Source organism: Devosia sp. (genome assembly GCF_035944845.1).
Classification (GTDB): domain Bacteria; phylum Pseudomonadota; class Alphaproteobacteria; order Rhizobiales; family Devosiaceae; genus Devosia_A.
On sequence record NZ_DASZAW010000045.1, the window covers coordinates 21,757 to 39,353 of the forward strand.

Annotated in this window: 14 protein-coding genes; 12 read left to right on the forward strand and 2 right to left on the reverse strand. The window is 65.6% G+C overall.

The window, feature by feature from the left end; genetic code table 11:
- Nucleotides 1-44 precede the first annotated feature (44 nt).
- The gene (locus VGV07_RS07305) at nt 45-938 is read right to left on the reverse strand and encodes a LysR family transcriptional regulator (protein WP_326868034.1); all 894 of its coding nucleotides are present in this window, start codon (nt 936-938) and stop codon (nt 45-47) included.
- A gap of 97 nt (nt 939-1,035) precedes the next feature.
- Between VGV07_RS07305 and VGV07_RS07310 the strand changes: the two genes are divergently transcribed.
- The 7 genes from VGV07_RS07310 to ilvN all read left to right on the forward strand — a co-directional run bounded on the left by VGV07_RS07310 (nt 1,036) and on the right by ilvN (nt 12,181).
- Nucleotides 1,036-3,099 carry a hydantoinase/oxoprolinase family protein gene (locus VGV07_RS07310; RefSeq protein ID WP_326868035.1) on the forward strand — a complete coding sequence of 688 codons (2,064 nt, stop codon included), beginning with the start codon at nt 1,036-1,038 and terminating at the stop codon, nt 3,097-3,099.
- Nucleotides 3,096-4,832: a hydantoinase B/oxoprolinase family protein gene (locus VGV07_RS07315; RefSeq protein WP_326868036.1), complete on the forward strand. Its 1,737-nt coding sequence runs from the start codon at nt 3,096-3,098 to the stop codon at nt 4,830-4,832. Before VGV07_RS07310 ends, VGV07_RS07315 begins: the two co-directional genes overlap by 4 nt.
- Nucleotides 4,829-5,977 carry an alanine racemase gene (locus tag VGV07_RS07320; RefSeq protein WP_326868037.1) on the forward strand — a complete coding sequence of 383 codons (1,149 nt, stop codon included), beginning with the start codon at nt 4,829-4,831 and terminating at the stop codon, nt 5,975-5,977. Before VGV07_RS07315 ends, VGV07_RS07320 begins: the two co-directional genes overlap by 4 nt.
- A 239-nt stretch (nt 5,978-6,216) precedes the next feature.
- Nucleotides 6,217-7,599, forward strand: a complete 1,383-nt coding sequence (locus VGV07_RS07325) for a phospholipase effector Tle1 domain-containing protein (protein ID WP_326868038.1) — start codon at nt 6,217-6,219, stop codon at nt 7,597-7,599.
- Nucleotides 7,600-7,668: 69 nt separating this feature from the next.
- Nucleotides 7,669-9,279 (forward strand): tetratricopeptide repeat protein, encoded by a 1,611-nt coding sequence (locus VGV07_RS07330; RefSeq protein ID WP_326868039.1) that lies wholly within the window; start codon nt 7,669-7,671, stop codon nt 9,277-9,279.
- Nucleotides 9,280-9,672: 393 nt separating this feature from the next.
- On the forward strand, nt 9,673-11,442 hold the full coding sequence (locus VGV07_RS07335) for an acetolactate synthase 3 large subunit (protein ID WP_326868040.1): 1,770 nt from the start codon (nt 9,673-9,675) through the stop codon (nt 11,440-11,442).
- A 184-nt stretch (nt 11,443-11,626) separates the two neighbouring features.
- A complete protein-coding gene (ilvN, locus tag VGV07_RS07340; RefSeq protein ID WP_326868041.1) occupies nt 11,627-12,181 on the forward strand; it encodes an acetolactate synthase small subunit in 555 nt (184 codons plus the stop codon).
- Nucleotides 12,182-12,508: 327 nt separating this feature from the next.
- Here ilvN and VGV07_RS07345 read toward each other — a convergent pair whose 3' ends face one another.
- A complete protein-coding gene (locus VGV07_RS07345) occupies nt 12,509-13,375 on the reverse strand; it encodes an NAD(P)-dependent oxidoreductase (protein WP_326868042.1) in 867 nt (288 codons plus the stop codon).
- A gap of 106 nt (nt 13,376-13,481) precedes the next feature.
- Between VGV07_RS07345 and VGV07_RS07350 the strand changes: the two genes are divergently transcribed.
- From VGV07_RS07350 to VGV07_RS07370, 5 genes are all read left to right on the forward strand, one after another.
- Nucleotides 13,482-13,853 (forward strand): helix-turn-helix domain-containing protein, encoded by a 372-nt coding sequence (locus VGV07_RS07350; protein WP_326868043.1) that lies wholly within the window; start codon nt 13,482-13,484, stop codon nt 13,851-13,853.
- Nucleotides 13,854-13,904: 51 nt separating this feature from the next.
- Complete coding sequence (locus tag VGV07_RS07355) at nt 13,905-14,792, forward strand: DMT family transporter (RefSeq protein WP_326868044.1); 888 nt, start codon at nt 13,905-13,907, stop codon at nt 14,790-14,792.
- Between the two features lie 212 nt (nt 14,793-15,004).
- Nucleotides 15,005-15,763: a pyridoxine 5'-phosphate synthase gene (locus VGV07_RS07360; protein ID WP_326868045.1), complete on the forward strand. Its 759-nt coding sequence runs from the start codon at nt 15,005-15,007 to the stop codon at nt 15,761-15,763.
- A gap of 280 nt (nt 15,764-16,043) precedes the next feature.
- Nucleotides 16,044-16,340 carry a hypothetical protein gene (locus VGV07_RS07365; protein WP_326868046.1) on the forward strand — a complete coding sequence of 99 codons (297 nt, stop codon included), beginning with the start codon at nt 16,044-16,046 and terminating at the stop codon, nt 16,338-16,340.
- A gap of 600 nt (nt 16,341-16,940) precedes the next feature.
- A complete protein-coding gene (locus tag VGV07_RS07370; RefSeq protein WP_326868047.1) occupies nt 16,941-17,546 on the forward strand; it encodes an NAD(P)H-dependent oxidoreductase in 606 nt (201 codons plus the stop codon).
- Nucleotides 17,547-17,597 lie beyond the last annotated feature (51 nt).

Here is a 17,597-nt window from a genome sequence, read left to right on the forward strand (position 1 = left end):
TCGTCGGATAGGCAGCTGATGCGCGTGCCGTTCGAAGCGCTTGGCTAGCGCAGGCTACGCCCCTGTCGAAACGCCTCCGCCACGAACTCGGCGATAAACTCGACATCATCCGACCAAGTCTCGCGTAGCGCCGCCACCGACAGCGTTCGCGCCTCGATAGGTGGCTCCGCCGCGTAGCGCACGACCCTCGCAGCGAGTTCCGGGCTGAGCAGTGCCGGGGTGATCACTGCAAAGCCGAGGCCTGCCGCCACCAGCTCAGAGATCACCGATAGCGAGTTGCAGACGCTCAGCGATTTCGGCGTCTCCCGGCCGGTATCGAACCAGGCACGGATGGTCCGTCCGATGGTCGATTGCGCCGGCTGCGTGAAGATCGCCTCGTCCCTGAGGTCGGCCGGCTGCAGCACCTGGCCGGCCAGCCGGTGACCCACCGGGCCCACCCACGCGAGGTCGATCTGCCCCAGCGCCCGCGATATGGCGCCTTCCACAGTGGTGCTGTCATTGCTGATCACCACGTCGAGCTGGCGCTCTTCGAGCTGCCGGATCAAAGCGGCGCCGACGTCGACGGCCAGTTCCACCCGCAGTTGCGGCCGCTTGAGCTTCAGTGCCCCGATCAGCCCGGGCAGCGCCAGGTGCGCCACCGTCTCCACCACGCCGAGGCGCAGCAGTCCGCGGAGCTTTCCCGACCCGGCCTCGTCATGGATCTCGCGCGCCAGCGTCAACATCTGTTCGGCCTGGTTCTGGATGGCTCGGCCCGCTTCGGTCAGTCGGGCCCGCCCGCCCGAGCGGTCGAACAGCGCTGTCCCCAGTTCCAGTTCGAGCTCGCGGATGCGACCGGAGACCGATGGTTGCGTGACGTTGAGCTGCCGCGCCGCGGCGTGAAAGCTGCCCAGCCGGCTGATCCAGTAGAAGGTCTCAATCTGGGCGAGGGTCAAACGCATGATAGGCAAAACCTATCAGTCTGGCACAAACTATCAATTGGAACTGATCGTCAGCACCTGACTAGACTTCGTCCACTGTTCGGGACGGAGCTCAGCCTTGGCCTATCGTGTCGGCATCGATATCGGCGGCACCTTTACCGACATCGCATTGGTCGACGCCGCCGGAACGGTGTCGATCCGCAAGGTGGCGTCGACGCCGGACGATTACAGTCGCGGCATTGCCGAGGGGCTGGCGTCACTGATCGCCGAGCTCGGCATTGCACCGGGCGAGATCACCGCCATCGTTCACGCCACCACCGTTGCCACCAACACGATCCTCGAATTCAAGGGCGCCCGCACCGGGCTCGTCACCACCCGCGGTTTTCGCGACGTGCTGGAACTGCGACGCCTGCGCATCCCGGTGCTTTACGACCTGCAATATGACAAGCCGCCGCCGCTGGTGCCGCGCCAGCACCGCCTCGAGATCACCGAACGGATGGGGCCCGACGGAACGGTTCGCGTGCCGCTCGATGAAGCCGAAGTGCGTGACGCCGCTCGGCGCTTCCGCGTCGCGGGCATCGAGTCGGTGGCGATCAGCTACCTGCATGCCTATGCCAATCCGGAGCACGAGATCCGCACCGAGGCGATCCTGCGCGAGGAACTCGGCAACAACGTCTACATCACCCGGGGCTCGGAAATCCTGCCCGAGATCCGCGAGTACGAGCGCACTTCGACCGCGGCGGTGAACGCCTATGTCGGTCCGGTGATCCGTTCCTATGCCGATGCGCTGGCCGGGCGGCTCGCCGCCATCGGCGTCACCGCGCCGATCGAGATGATGCATTCTGGCGGCGGCATCATGCGGCTCGCCGCATCGGTGAAGCGCGCCGCCTCGCTGGTCGAATCGGGCCCGGCCGCCGGCGTCATCGCCTGCGCCCGGCTGGTGCGCGGCGAGGGGCGGGGCGCCAACATCATTTCGTTCGACATGGGCGGCACCACCGCCAAGGCCGCGCTGATCGAGAACGGCGAAGCGGCGCGCACCGACGAGTATGAAGTGGGCGCTGGCATCAACCTCTCCAGCAAGCTGGTGAAGGGCGGTGGCTACCCGATCAAGATGCCGTTCATCGACGTATCCGAGATCGGCGCCGGTGGCGGCAGCCTCGTGGTGCTGGACCGGCAAGGGCGCGTTACCGTCGGGCCGGAAAGCGCCGGCGCTATGCCGGGACCGGTCGCCTATGGCCGCGGTGGCACGCGCGCCACCCTGACCGACGTGTTCGTGACGCTCGGCTACATCAACGACACGACGCTCGCCGGCGGCAGCATCGCCGTCGATGCCGAAGGCGCCCGCGCGGCGCTCAGCACGCAGATCGCCGAGCCGCTGGGGCAGGATCTGCTGGCCACGGCGCGGGGCGTGCTGACGCTTGCGGTTTCGACCATGACACGGGCGGTGAAAGCCGTTTCCACCTATCGCGGTCGCGACCCGCGCGATTTCAGCCTCGTCGCCTTCGGCGGCAATGGCCCGGTGGTTGCGGCCGATATCGCCGCGGTGCTCGGCATCCGCCACATTATCGTGCCGGTGGCCGCCGGCGTGTTCAGTGGTTCGGGGCTGCTGCGCTCCGATGTGGAGCAGGAATTCGTGCAGCCGCTGCTCGCCGACGCGGTGGCGATCAGCGTCGCGACGCTGGTCGAACTGAAAGCTGAACTCGAAGCACGCGCCCGGGCGAGCCTCGCTGCAGACGGCTACGATGCCGCCGGCGCCGAGTTCCGCTACAGCGCCGATCTGCGCTATTTCGGCCAGGCCTATGAGCTGAACATTGCCGACCGAACCGGCGAGGTCGCAGACCTGGTCGAGGGCTTCCATGCCGAGCACGAGCGCACCTATGGCCACCGCTCCAGCGCCGATCCGGTGCAACTGGTGAACCTTCGCCTCACCGTGCGTGTCCCTGTCGCTTCGGACATCGTGCGCTACGCGCCGGCCCCGGCATTCGAGCGACGCGACCGGCTGGTGGCCTTCGGCACGACGCCGGTGATGACCCCGGTGATCGGCCGCGAGGCGCTGGGCTCGAGCCCGCGGCCCGGGCCCCTCATTATCGAGGATTACGACTGCACCTCAGTGATCCCGCCCAATGCGTCCGCTCGGCTCGATGCGGCCGGCAACATCGAAATCGAGGTTAGCCAGCCATGAGCCGCGTCGATCCCATCACCCTCGAGGTCATCCGCAATGGCCTCGCTTCGATAGCCGACGAAATGGCGCTGATCGTCATGCGCAGCGCCTATTCCCCCGTCGTGCGCGACATCATGGATTACTCGACAGCGCTCTGCGACCCCCAGGGGCGGGTGATCGCCCAGGGCCTCACGTTGCCGATCCAGCTCTGCTCATTCCCGCGCGTCATGCGCTTCATCGAGCAGAAGTTCGGCGCCGACCTGAGCCCCGGCGACGTGCTGATCACCAACGACCCCTACAGCGCCGGTGGCCAGCACCTGCCCGACATCTACGTGATCAAGCCGATCTTTCAGGGGACGGCGCTCGCCGGCTATGCGGCGACCGTCGCCCACCACACCGATCTTGGCGGCATCGTGCCCGGGAGCGTCGCGATCTATGCCACCGAGATTCAGCAGGAGGGGCTGCGGCTGCCGCTGCTGAAGCTCTACGCCGCGGGCGAGCCCAATGCGACGCTGTTCGAGCTGATCCAGTCCAACACCCGCCAGCCGGTGGAAGTGCTGGGCGATCTCAGGGCGCAGATTGCTGCCTGCACCACCGCCGAGCGCGGCCTGCTGCAACTGGTCGAGCGCTATGGCGCCGCCCAGCTGGCGCTCTACGTCGAGGCGCTGCACGCGCATGCCGAACAGATGATGCGCGACACCATCCGCGAGCTGCCCAACGGCGTCTATGTCGGCGAGGATTACCTCGACGGCATCGGCGAAGCGCCAGAGCCGATCCGCATCCGGGCCACCGTGACCGTCATGGATGACAGCATCGACATCGATTTCGAGGGCACCTCGGGCCAGGTGGCGGCCAGTATCAACTGCCCGATCTCGCTGCCCGAATCCGCCGCCTTCACCGCCATCCGCTGTCTGTCGCGCCGCGATATCCCCAATTGCGATGGCTACCTGAGACCGATCACCGTCAGGGCGCCCGAGGGGTGCCTGCTCAACCCGGTCTACCCGGCCGCCTGCGGGGCGCGCGGCGTCGTCGGCTATCGCGTGTTCGATACCATCATGCGGGCCCTGGCCCAGGTGGTGCCTGAGCGCGCCATTGCCGGCTCGGAAGGCGGGCCGTTCCTGATGGCCGCGGGCGGCACCTACCAGGGTCGGCAATATGTGCTCAACGAAATGCTGGTCGGCACCTGGGGAGCGCGCGCCGATCGCGACGGTATCGAGGGGATCTCCAACCCCGCGGCCAATCTCTCCAACCAGCCGATCGAAATGATCGAGGCCGAGATGCCGGTCGAGGTGCTGCGCTACGGCTTCGTCACCGATTCCGGTGGGGCAGGGCGTAACCGTGGCGGCCTCGCCTTCACCCGCGAGTTCAGGTTCCTGCAGCCCACCGGCTTCAACCTGCGCGGTGATCGCCGCGACCACCCGCCTTACGGGCTCGAAGGCGGCGGCACCGGTGGCCCGTCGGCGCATGTCCATATCGCTGCCGATGGCAGCGAGAAGCTGCTCCCCACCATGCCGATGCGCGGCTTCGCCGCTGCGGCCGGCGATGTGTTCCGCCTCGTTGGGGCAGGGGGCGGCGGCTATGGCGACGCCCTCGAACGCGAACCCGAGCGGGTGCTGGCCGATGTGGTGGCCGAGAAGGTCAGTATCGATGGCGCGGCGCGCGACTATGGCGTCGTCATCGGCGACGATCTGGGGCTCGATCTCGGCGCCACGCAAAGCCTTCGCGCCGCCCGCCGCGCCGGAGTGGCGCGATGAAACGCGGGGTCGCCGGCCTCAACGAGACGCTGGTCGGACAGCCGGGCAGCCGCGCGCAACTCGAAACACCGGCCCTGCTGCTCGATGTCGAGCGGTTCGAAACAAGCCTCGACCGCTTGGCGCAACTGGCCCGGCTCTCCGGCATGGGGCTGCGCCCGCATGCCAAATCGCACAAATGCGCCGCGATCGCCGAGCGCCAGATGGCGGCCGGCGCGCTGGGCATCGCCTGCGCCAAGCCAGGCGAACTGCTGGCGCTGTTTGAGGCCGGGCTGACCAAGCTGATGCTGACTGCGCCGGTGTCGAGCCGACGGAAGATCGACCGGCTGACCGCTGCCGCGGCGCGGGGGCTCGAACTGATCGTGGTGGTCGATCGGCTGGATCTGGTTACCGCGTTCGGCGCCTCGGCCCGCGCCGCCGGCACTCATGTGGCGGTGCTGGTCGATTGCGACACCGGGCTCGGGCGTACCGGCGTCACCACCGCCGACGAAGCGGTTGAACTCGCCCGCGCCATCTCCGCCGACGCCGGGCTCGTCTATGCCGGGGTGCAGGCTTACGCCGGCAAGGTGCAGCACGTGTTCGATCACGCCGAGCGCCGCGCCGCCAACGACCTCGCCAACGCGCGCCTCACCCCAGTTCTCGCTGGCCTCCGGGCCACCGGGTTGGCGCCGGCGATCATCAGCGGCGGCGGCACCGGCAGCCACCTGCTCGATTTCGAGGATGGCATCCTCACCGAAGTGCAGGCCGGCTCCTACGTGCTGATGGACGAAGGCTACCGCCCCGTGGATTTCCACGGCACCGGCGAGCCGGTGTTCGATTTCGCCATGCTGGTCGTGGTCAGCGTCATCGGCCACAGCGCCAATGGCGAGGCGATCACCGATGGCGGCTCAAAGAGCTTCGCCGTCGACGGTCCGCCACCGCGGGTCTATCGCGATGGCGTCGAGATCGGCACCATCGCCTGGGCCGGCGACGAGTTCGGCCGGGTGAAGACCTACGACGGCATCGCCCCACCGCCCGCCGACGCCCGACTGGAATGCACCGTGCCGCACTGCGATCCAACGGCGAACCTCCACGATTTCATCCACGTGGTGCGCGGCGAGAGGCTGGAAGCGATCTGGCCGATCGAGGCGCGCGGGTTGTCGGATTAGGGCAATAGAACAGGCACGGTCTGCCGTCCGAGGCCAGCTGGGTATGACTGATCTCGACTTGCCAAGAGGTTCGGTCCGCGTAACATTCCTGTTGGGAACTAATCGGGCTCAGGGAGACAGGGCCTGCCAACGGACACTCGCTCTCGGAAACTGGCAGATGCCAGGGACCTTCCGTCCCGCACGACCCTTGAGGTGGTCGCGCTGGGGCGGGTCGATCTCCTTTGCCCTGGAGAAGGCGCGTGAAGAGGCTGGCCTTCTGCTTCGATGGGAGCTGGAACCGGCTCGATACGCCCAACCCAACCAACGTGCTGCTGACCGCCGAAAGTGTGTTGCCGATGTCCGGCGACAATGTTGTGCAGACCACCTTTTACGATGAGGGTGTCGGGAGCGAAGAGGGCGAGGCGCTCGCCGGGGGCGTTTTCGGCGCGGGCCTGGTAAAGAACCTCAGTGACGGCTACCGCTTCCTGATCTTCAATCACTCGCCGGGCGACGAAATCTACGTCTTCGGCTTCTCGCGCGGGGCGTACACCGCACGGTCTTTCGCAGGGTTGCTCAGTACCTGCGGCATCCTGGACCGTCAACGCGCGCGCCATGCCAACGAAGCGGTTGAGCTTTACAAGCGACGCAGCAAGACCGAAGCGTTCCGCGAGGAAGCCGCACGCTTCAGGAGCGAGTACTCGCCACATATCTGCGTGTCGGAACAGGAGGACGAGTGGCGGGCGCAGCATGTCGCGGGATATCGCACTGGCATGCTTCCCTTGCTTAAGGTCAAGTACCTCGGGGTGTGGGACACGGTTGGTTCCCTGGGGATCCCGCGCTACATCGTCATGGCGAATACCATCAACCGCATGCATCAATTTCACGATGTCAGCCTCTCCCCCATGGTGGAACAGGCCCGCCATGCTGTAGCCATCGACGAGCACCGGGTCGATTTCGAGCCGACGCTATGGGAAAATCTGCGGGAGCTGAACCTGCGCCGCGGCGCCAACCCCGAAAGCGCCGATGCTCCATATCAGCAGATGTGGTTCCCTGGCGGCCATGGCTCGGTAGGCGGTGGCGGAGACCGGCGCGGCCTTTCCGATCCGGCGCTCGAGTGGATCTGGGATGGGGCCCGGCAGGCAGGGTTGGAACTCGATGCGTCGCCCCAGTCGCATCTGCGCAAGCTGGTTTCGTCCCACACCGAGGATCTGGTCAACAGCATCAAGCGGCGCGGCTTCAACGCCGTCGGTTTCGTGATGGATCGCTTGCCTCGGAGCGACCGCCAGCCCGGGCCGGAACGGCTACATGAGATCAGCCCGATTGCTCGAAGGCGGTGGCAGGAACGCCCAGAGAACCTGCCCAATGGGCGTGCCTATCGACCGGCAACGCTGCAGGCGCTGGCGAGCCAACTCGACCTACCCGACGAGGCTGAAGCAGCCGCTGCTGCGGTTTCAGAGGAGTTTTCGATCTACATCGTCGGGCCGGGCGACACGCTCGAACTGATCGCGGAGCGCGCCTATGGCGACCCGGCAAAATCCGCCCTTATCCTGCGCGCCAACTCGAACAAGCTCGCCTGTCCTAGCGACCTGCATACTGGTCAGGCATTGCGGCTGCCGGATGGGCGGGGATCGGAGAGTGCCTGAGCCCAACCAGCGTGATGACAAGGAAGCGCCCTTGCATCACTCTTCACTCGGCAATCAACCTGTGTGGACATGAGCGAACCCGACAACCCGACGCCACCTCGCCCTCGCTTTCAGCTCCCGCAGTGGCTCACGCTGCCGCGGGTAGAGTCGACCTCGAACTCGATGCGGACGGTCGTCGTCAACCTGGTCCTCCTCGCGGTAGTTCTTTTGGCCGTTCCGTTCATTGCCACCCAGGCGGCCCGCGACCAGGTTCTGCTGGAGCCGATCAGCGTTCCCGAAGCTCTGCAGGCGACCGGGCTGACACCGGAGGTGGCGGCCAATCGGCTGAGCGATGGCTTGCACCAGATCATTGCCGAGGCCGACACCGCCAAAGCCAGCATCAACGTCATCCCCGAGGGACAACGGGTCAGTTTTGACATCCCGGAATCCGGCATTTCAGTCGATGCGCTGATCTCCTACGCGCGCAAGTTTCTCAACCTGCACGAAACGGCGATTGGCGGGGAGTTTCGCTGCGGCGATGCCGCCTGCTCCCCGGCGCTGATTTCCCTGCGCCTGCGCGTCCACGGCAAAGCAATGGAGGTCATTGATCTGCCGCCCATGCGCCGCAGCACCGAGTCCGCCTATTGGAGGGATGCGGCGTCGAAGGTGATGGGCGTGCTCGATCCCTTCACGGCGCTGGCTGCCGACGTCGCCCTTCACCCGACCAGGGCCGCCACGCTCGCCCGGCGACTGATCGTTTCGGATCATGCCGACGCGAAATGGGCCCACAATGTGCTCGGCAATGTGCGCCGCAACGCCGGCGCGACCGACGATGCCATCGCCGAGTATCGGGCAGCCCTGGATGTTGATGCAAACTTTGCTCCGGCTCTCGCCAACATGGCTGGCGTGCTGGCGGAACAGGGCCGGTTCGACGAGGCCGAGCCATTCCTCGCCCGGTTGGCGTCAGTTGAGCCGAACGGCGCGCTGCTCGCCGAAGTCAGGGGTGATCTTAGCCGGGTGCAGGGCCAGCTCGACGTTGCCCGCGATTTGTATCTCAAGGCATTCGAGCGGGATCCTCTCAATGCGCGATACCAGAGCAAGGCCGCGGCCATGCTGCTCAATGCCGGGCGCACCGCGGAGGGGCTGACGCTGGCCCGTGCCGCCTTTGACCTGAGCCCAAGCGACCCACTGCCGCTGGGGCTGCTGGCTGGATACTATGGCGGGCAGGGAGATTTCGTGGCGCTGGAAAAGCTCTACCGCGACGCCGCCGAGTTCTCCCCGGAGAATGCTGCGTTCCAAGCGCAGCACGCCGATCTGCTCATCATCAACAAGGATTATGCTGGAGCGCTCGATCGGATCGACCAGGCGCTGTTGGTCGACGAGGGCAGTATCAAGTATCGGCTCAGCCGGGCCGATGCGCTCGCTGCCCTGGGGCGGCACGAGGATGCGCTGCTCGATCTCGAACTGGCGACCGAGCGCGACTCCGGCAATGCCGAAGTGATCTATGCCCGCGCCCGAAGCCTTGCCGCCCTCAATCGAAATGACGAAGCCGTGGCGGCCTATCGCCGATACCTGATGCTGCAGCCCGACGGTCCCGAGGCCGAGTTGGCCAAGGCGATCATCCGGCTACAGGAGCGCTCGCCTCCGGAAACACCGAAAGTCCCCGAAGCGAGTGCCAGCATACCCGGCAGCGGGAGTTAGACCTCGTTTGCTGATGTAGGGCTGCTGGCGCCGCCCGCATCGGGTGTTGGTATTTCAGCGTCACCTCGGCGGGCACGAGGATATCCTGGCCCGGCGGGGTTCTTCGGCATGGTCGACAATTTTCGCGACCGCGTCGGCCGCAGGTTGTTGCGCCAGGTGTCCAATCCCCTTGACACCGCCACGCCTCCACCCCATAACTCCCCACCTAATCTTGGAGCACGGTCCGTGCAGAAGCTTATCGTAGTAGAGGGGCGCATCGAGCACGTGGGGTAAATCCCTGCGAGGGTCGGTGCGCTTGTAAGGTCCCTAACGGGGCCTTTTTTGTTGCCGAATTTCCGCCAGTGACGGCGCGTTGCGAATGAAAGACCGGGTGAGCCCGGGGGAGTATGAGAAATGGCCGAGCAGATGACAGGCGCGGAGATGGTGATCCAGGCCCTGGTTGATAACGGGGTGGAGCACATCTTCGGCTATCCCGGCGGGGCGGCATTGCCGATCTATGATGCGATGTTCCAGCAGGACAAGGTGCAGCACATCCTCGTCCGCCACGAGCAGGGCGCGACCCACATGGCCGAGGGCTATGCGCGCTCGACCGGCAAGGTCGGCGTCGTGCTGGTGACCTCGGGGCCGGGGGCGACCAATGCGGTCACCGGCCTCACCGACGCGCTGATGGACTCGATCCCGCTGGTCTGCATCACGGCCCAGGTGCCGACGACGCTGATCGGCTCGGACGCCTTCCAGGAATGCGACACCGTCGGCATCACCCGCTCCTGTACCAAGCACAATTACCTGGTGAAGTCGGTCAGCGACCTGTCGCGCGTCATGCACGAGGCCTTCCATATCGCCAATTCGGGCCGCCCCGGTCCGGTGCTGGTTGATATCCCCAAGGACGTGCAGTTCGCGCTCGGCACCTACCTCGGCATCGACGAGGTCGGCCCGAGCCGCCACAAGAGCTATCACCCCGCGATCTCCGGCGACACCAAGGCCATAGAGGCCGCTGTCGACATGATGCTGAAGGCCGAGCGGCCGATCTTCTATACCGGCGGCGGCGTGATCAATGCTGGCCCGGAAGCCTCGGAAAAGCTGCGCGAGCTGGCTGAGCTGACCGGTTTCCCGGTGACCTCGACGCTGATGGGGCTCGGCGCCTTCCCGGGCTCCAATCCGCAGTGGATGGGGATGCTCGGCATGCACGGCACCTACGAAGCCAACATGGCGATGCATGACTGCGACCTGATGATCAACATCGGCGCCCGCTTCGACGACCGCATCACCGGCCGCATCGATGCCTTCTCGCCGGGTTCGACCAAGATCCATGTCGATATCGACCCATCGTCGATCGGCAAGAACGTCCGCACCGATCTCGCAATTGTCGGCGATTGCGGCGCGGTGCTCGAGGAGATGGTCCGCATCTGGCGTTCGAAGACCAACCAGCCGCGCACCGAGGCGATCGCGCCGTGGTGGGAAGAGATCAAGGGCTGGCGCAGCAAGAACTCGCTGGGCTTCAAGAACTCGACCACGACGATCAAGCCGCAGCACGCCATCCAGCGCCTCTACGAGGCGACCAAGGGCCGTGACGTCTACATCACCACCGAAGTCGGCCAGCACCAGATGTGGGCGGCGCAGCATTTCCCGTTCGAAATGCCCAATCGCTGGATGACCTCGGGTGGCCTCGGCACCATGGGCTATGGCCTGCCGGCCGCGGTCGGCGTGCAGGTGGCGCATCCTGACGCACTGGTCATCGATATCGCCGGCGAGGCGAGCGTGCAGATGACCATGCAGGAGCTCTCGACCGCGGTGCAGTACCGCCTGCCGATCAAGGTGTTCATCCTCAACAACGAGCGCATGGGCATGGTGCGGCAGTGGCAGGATCTGCTGCATGGCGGCCGCTATGCACACTCCTACAGCGAGAGCCTGCCCGATTTCGTCAAGCTCGCCGAAGCCTATGGCGGCAAGGGCATCCGCTGCGACGATCCGGCCAAGCTCGATGCGGCGATCCAGGAGATGCTCGATTACGACGGCCCGGTGCTGTTCGACTGCCTCGTTGAAAAGCACGAGAACTGCCTGCCGATGATCCCGTCGGGCAAGCCGCACAACGAGATGATCCTGCCCGATTTCGAAGACGATATCGGCGCGGTGATCGACGAAAAGGGCCGGCAGCTGGTGTAGCAGACGGCGAGGCCGGAGCGCGTTGACCCCCACCCCTGACCCCTCCCCGCAAGGGGGAGGGGGACGACGGAGCCGAAAGCTCGGTGGTGCGGTTCGCGATGATTGATTGGGAGGGTCTCCCTCCCCCTTGCGGGGAGGGGACAGGGGTGGGGGTCAAAGCCCACCGGCAGAAGGACAACACGAGATGAACGCACATTTGCAGCCGAGCGGTTCGGCATACTTCCTCGCCGCGGAAACCCAGCAGCCGGAGCGGCACACGCTGAGCGTGCTGGTCGATAACGAGCCGGGCATTCTCGCCCGGATCGTCGGGCTGTTCGCCGCCCGCGGCTATAATATCGACAGTCTCACGGTCTCAGAGACCGAGCACGAGAAGGGCCTCAGCCGGATCACCGTGGTGACGGTGGCGACGCCCAAGGTGCTGACGCAGATCAAGCTGCAGCTCGAACGACTGATCCCGGTGCACCGGGTGCACGACCTCACCAGCGAAGGGAAATCGCTGGAGCGTGAACTGGCACTGATCAAGGTCGGCGGCTCGGGCGAGCCGCGCGCCGAGGCGCTGCGCCTCGCCGATGCGTTCCGCGCCCAGATCGTCGATGCGACCACCGAGAGCTTCGTCTTCGAAGTGACCGGCAAGCCATCCAAGATCGACAGCTTCATCGCGCTGATGATGCCGCTGGGCCTGATCGAAGTGGTGCGCACCGGCCTCGCGGCCATCGCGCGCGGGCCGGAAGGCATGTGACATTGCCGGGCGGGATTTTCCTGCCCCCGTTTTCTTAGCGGCGCAGTCGTACGGGGCTAATTCTGTGCGGTAGGGCAATCGCATATGAGACCCTGACAGCAGTCGGGGTGCCTTCTCCCCTTGTGGGAGAAGGTGGCCGAAGGCCGGATGAGGGGTTCTCTCCGCGCACTGGATCGCTCCTCACTTGGCTCGGAGCGCGCTACACTTCGTTTCGCGCCCCCTCATCCGCCCTTCGGGCACCTTCTCCCACAAGGGGAGAAGGCCACCCCTGCACGGCCGGTGGCGTTTCTGAACCATGCTCCTATGAGCACATGCGACGGCTCCCGCTCAATCGAGCGGGATCAGGTCGGCCATGCTGCCGATGTCGTGGCCGCCGCGTCCGGTGGCCACCGCCTTCTGCAGCAGCCGCTGCATTGGCTCGATCAAATCGGTCGAAAGTTTTCGCGCCCGGCTGGCATCGATCAAATTTACATAGCCAGCGTGCTGCATTGCGAGATTGGAGCCGACATTCCGGCCATGGTCGGCGTTGTCGATCTGCCGCGCCATCTCGGGCAGGCTGGATTGCATCGCCGTGAGCCAGGCTTGCACCATCTCGACAAAGTCCGCTGCCGCAATTCCATCGGCCTTGAGCAGCGCGGTGCCCTGCAGGTAGCCGCCGAACATGCCGTACATGGCGGTCAGCAGCGCCAGGTCGTAGAGCGCTGCGTGGCCGGGGTCGCCACCGAGATAGCGGCTGGAGCCGAAGCTCGCGAGCACGTCGTGCGCTGTCGCCCGGGCGGCCGCCGAGCCGCTGGTGAGGATCAGCGTCTCCGACCGGCCGATCATCGGCGGAACGGCCATGATGCCGCCGTCGAGGTAGTCGGCGCCTTCTGCTTCGGCCCATGCGGCGAGCCCGCGCGCCTGCTCCGGCGTGCCGTTGGTGAGGTTGAGAATGGTCTTGCCGCGGAGCGTCGCGCCCGCCTTGTCGAGCACCGCGCGCACCGAGGGATAGTCGAGCAGGCAGATGACGACCAGATCGGCCGCGGCGATGGCGCTGCCGCTGTCAGCGGCGGCGGTGGCTCCCTGCGCCACCAGCGGCTCGGCACGCGCCGGCGTGCGGTTCCACACCGTGACGTCGAGGTTTGCGACGAGGGCGGCCCGGGCAAGGGCGCTGCCCATGGCGCCGAGGCCGAGGAAGGTGATCTGTTGGGTCATCTGCTGCTCCATCTCTTGGTGCCGCAGAAGGTAGGTCTGGCTTTCTTTCCCGCAAGAACCTACAATTAAGTCAGGTACTTACCAAAAAGTCAGTAGGAGAGGATCGATGCAGCAGGTTCCCTATGTCTGCGGGCTCGCCCCGGCGATCGACGTGATCAGCGGCAAGTGGAAGGCGCTGCTGCTCTGGGCCATCGCCGAGAAACCCTGCCGCTTCGGCGAACTGAAGCGGGCGGTGCCCGGCATCACCGAGAAGATGCTGATCCAGCATCTGCGCGAGCTCGAGGCCGATGGTATCGTGCACCGCGAAGTGTTCCACGAGATTCCGCCCAAGGTGGTGTACTCGGCGACCGAACTGGGGGCCTCGCTCAACAAGGCGCTGGAGCCGCTGGGCGCCTGGGGTGACGCGCATATCAACGAGATCAGCGCGAGACGGCAACGCAAGGCGTCGGCGATTTCGCCCGGGTCGGAAAGCATGTAGAAGGTCTGGGCCGGGAGCGATCCCGGTCTTTTCTTCGAGGGGAAATCAGCAGTGTCGCTCGCATCGCACCCGTTCCGCGGGCCGTTGTTCATGGTCATCGCGACCTGTTCGTATGTGATCAACGATACGCTGATGAAGCTCGCCACCGAGGGGCTGCCGCCCTACCAGGTGCTGATGCTGCGTGGTTGCGCCGGGCTGCTGTGGGGCCTGCCGCTGATGCTGGCGCTGGGCTATGGCAAGCAACTGCCGCTGGTGTTCGAGCGGCGGGTGCTGGCGCGCAACCTCGCCGAAACCGCGGCGATCCTCTGCTATGTCGTGGCGCTCGCCAACATGCCGATCGCCGATGCCTCGGCGCTGGGGCAGATCACCCCGCTGCTGGTGCTGCTCGGCGCCTCGATCCTGTTCCGCGAGAAGATCGGCGGGGTGCGCATGGCGCTGATCGGTGCCGGCTTCATCGGTGCGGTCATGGTGGCGCAGCCGACCATGCAGGGAATTTCTATCTATGCCGTGCTGGCGCTGGCCAATGCCGTGCTCTGCGCGGTACGCGACCTGGCCGGACGGCGGATCGCACCGGAGGTGCCTGGGATGATCGTCGCCATGTCGGCCATCATCGTGGTGCTGCTGGGGGCAGGGGGCATGCACCTTGCGACCGAGACCTGGGTGGCGCCGCAGACGCATCACCTGCTGCTGCTCGCCGGAGCCGGGCTGTTTCTGATCTTCGGCCATTTCTTCATCTTCATGGCCTATCGCGTCGGCCCGACCGGCGTGGTGGCGCCGTTCTTCTACTTCTTCACCTTCTGGGCGGTACTGTCGGGCCTCGTGGTGTTCGGCCAGTTCCCCAACCTGCTCGCCATCAGCGGTATTGTCCTGGTGGTGGCGGCTGGGCTCACCATCGTGCTGCTCGATGATCGCAAGCGCCGGCTGGTGCCAGTGGCGTGATGCCGGGTTGCTGAAAGCTCGCCGTGGCGATGCCGTGCCGGCATCGGGATCTGTCATGTCGCCGCCAACAGCGGGCTGGTGCTGCTTCTCGACCGCTGCGCGAAACTGCGCTGACGGCCATCTCCTGCGCTGATCGGGCTTATCAAAACGTTCGATTGGCCGGCCGGCATGCGATGCGGTAAGGCTCGCGCAGTTCTGCCGAGGTCCCCGCGATGACTCATCTCAGCGTCAATCTCAATGCCGTCGCCATGCTGCGCAACCGGCGCTCGGTGCCGTGGCCGAGTGTTACCGGCATTGCCCGTATCGCGCTCGATGCCGGGGCCGACGGCATCACCGTGCATCCCCGGCCGGACGAGCGCCATATCCGGCGCACCGACGTGTTCGAGCTGGTGACCCTGCTGCGGCAGGACTATGCGGGGCGCGAGTTCAACATCGAGGGCTACCCGACCGAGGATTTCCTCACCCTGGTGGAGCGGGCCGCGCCGGACCAGGTGACCTTCGTGCCAGACGATCCGCTGCAATCGACCTCCGACCACGGCTGGAACATCGAGGCCAACCGCGCCGTCCTGACCCCGGCAATCGAGCGGATGCGCAAGGCCGGCATCCGGGTGTCGCTGTTCATCAATGCCGAGCCATCGGCGCCTGCCGCAGCGGCCAATGTCGGGGCCGACAGGGTCGAACTCTATACCGGCCCTTATGGCGGGTCATTGAAGCCCGAAGTACAGGCGGTGCATCTCGACGCGCTGCGTGAGACTGCCGATGCGGCGCGCGCCGCTGGCCATAACGCGCGCTCGGGGCAGGGCGGCCTGTTGGTCAATGCCGGGCACGACCTCAACCTCATCAACCTGCCGCCGCTGAAGCAGGCGATCCCCGAACTGGCCGAGGTCTCGATCGGCCATGCCATCACCGCCGACGCGTTGATCTACGGCATGGCCGAGACCGTGCGCCGCTACAAGATCGCTTGCGCGTAGCGCCGGTGAGGTGGAGAGCGACACGGCCGCCGGGATCAGACGGACACTGAATCGGCTACGCATTGAACGCAGTCGCCACCGCCGGATGTGGTGAACTCCGCCGCCGACTGTGCGGTTTCGCACATATGTTAACGGGCAACCCGTGCTCGCCGGTCAAATCCGACTTAACTACCGCCGTTGCCGCTTATTTCGTTTCAACGGTGGATGGACCAAGTTGGAGCCTTCCACGGATTGGGCGGGTTGCCATATGGCTTTGAGAGCAGTTGCATACGAGCAGGCGATGCGCGACCCGATCAACGAAGCCCTGGTGCTCTATACCGGTTTTGGCAACTCGCCGTTCCCGCGGGCCAAGACGCCGCACCTGGTACAGCGCTTCGGCGAGGCCGAAGGCAACGAGCTCAAGCAGCGCATCCTCGGCCTGCTCGAAGAACTGCAGCAACCGGTCGAAGGGCTGGAGAAGCGCTCAAAGAAGAGCCTCACCGAGCGCGCCATCGAGCAACTGCAGCCCAAACACCCCGAACTCGATGATGCCGGATTGAAGGCGCTCGCCTGGACCTATTCGTTCGGTCTGCGCTGAGGCGCGGACTAGGGTCGCCTGAGTTCGTTGGGGGTAGCCAGAGTATGTCACCCTGGCGAAGGCCCACGCGCGCTGCGTTGAATCTTGCGCGCTGTTCCGATTCATTCCTCCTGGGGCGTTTCGCGACCAGGCTCGTCTTCCCACCGGCGTCATCCCCGCGAAGGCGGGGACCCAGTGGGATCTCTCAGCCTCAGCGGGTGCCGAAGCATCCCACTAGGTTCCCGCCTACGCGGGAATGACGCCGGTGGGTGCTGAGACGCGTTGCTTCACCACAGCGTGCGCATGGGCCCCGGTCTTCGCCGGAGTTCGGTGGATGAGAGAGAACCCGATGCCCGCTAACACGCTTCCGTTACCCATCGTTCGATAATCGCGAACGCTGCATTTCGCGCCTCGTACGAATGCCGCGCCACGCCCACCGCTAGGCCGGCCGGCCGCCGCAAGACGCCCGGAACTGCTTTGCTCACAACGCTGTAACCAAACGCACACCGATGTAACCGGGGCTGGAAACTGTGCCTCCGCCTCATCGAGGTGCCTGCTTGCGGGTGACCGCCTTGGGCACTTATTTGCCGCTAGTCACATTTTGATACTGGAGTGCAGCAAATGTCCAAACCCAAGATTGCCGTGATCATCAGCTCGATCCGCCCGACCCGCTTCGGCGACAAGCCGGCCAGCTGGATCGCCGGTCACGTCGCCGCCCGCGGCGATGTCGATGTCGAGATCGTCGACTTGAAGGATTACCCGCTTCCGCTGTTCGACGCCGCCGCGTCCGACTTCTGGATGCCGACCCCGAACGAGATCGCCGCCAAGTGGCAGGCCAAGCTCAATGAGTTCGACGGCTACATCGTCGTCACCGCCGAGTACAACCGTTCGATCACCGGTGCGCTGAAGAACGCCATCGACTGGGCCTACAAGCCCTTCATGAAGAAGGCCGTGGCCTTCGTCGGTTACGGTTCGGTGGGCGGCGCCCGCGCCATCGAGCACCTGCGCAACATCATGGTTGAACTGCAGGCCGTGCCGGTCCGTCACGCCGTCCATATCGGCGGTTCGGACTTCATCCCGATCATGATGGGCCAGAAGAGCTGGGACGACACCAAGGCCAACTTCGATTTCTTCGTGCCTGAGATGCTCGACAACTTGGTCTGGTGGACCAATGCCACCCGCAACGCCCGCCAGGCTGACGCGGCTGCCGCGGCCAAGGCCGCCTGAGGTTAACCCCACGCCGGTTTTCCGGGGTTCTCCTCCTTTCGCACCCCGGTC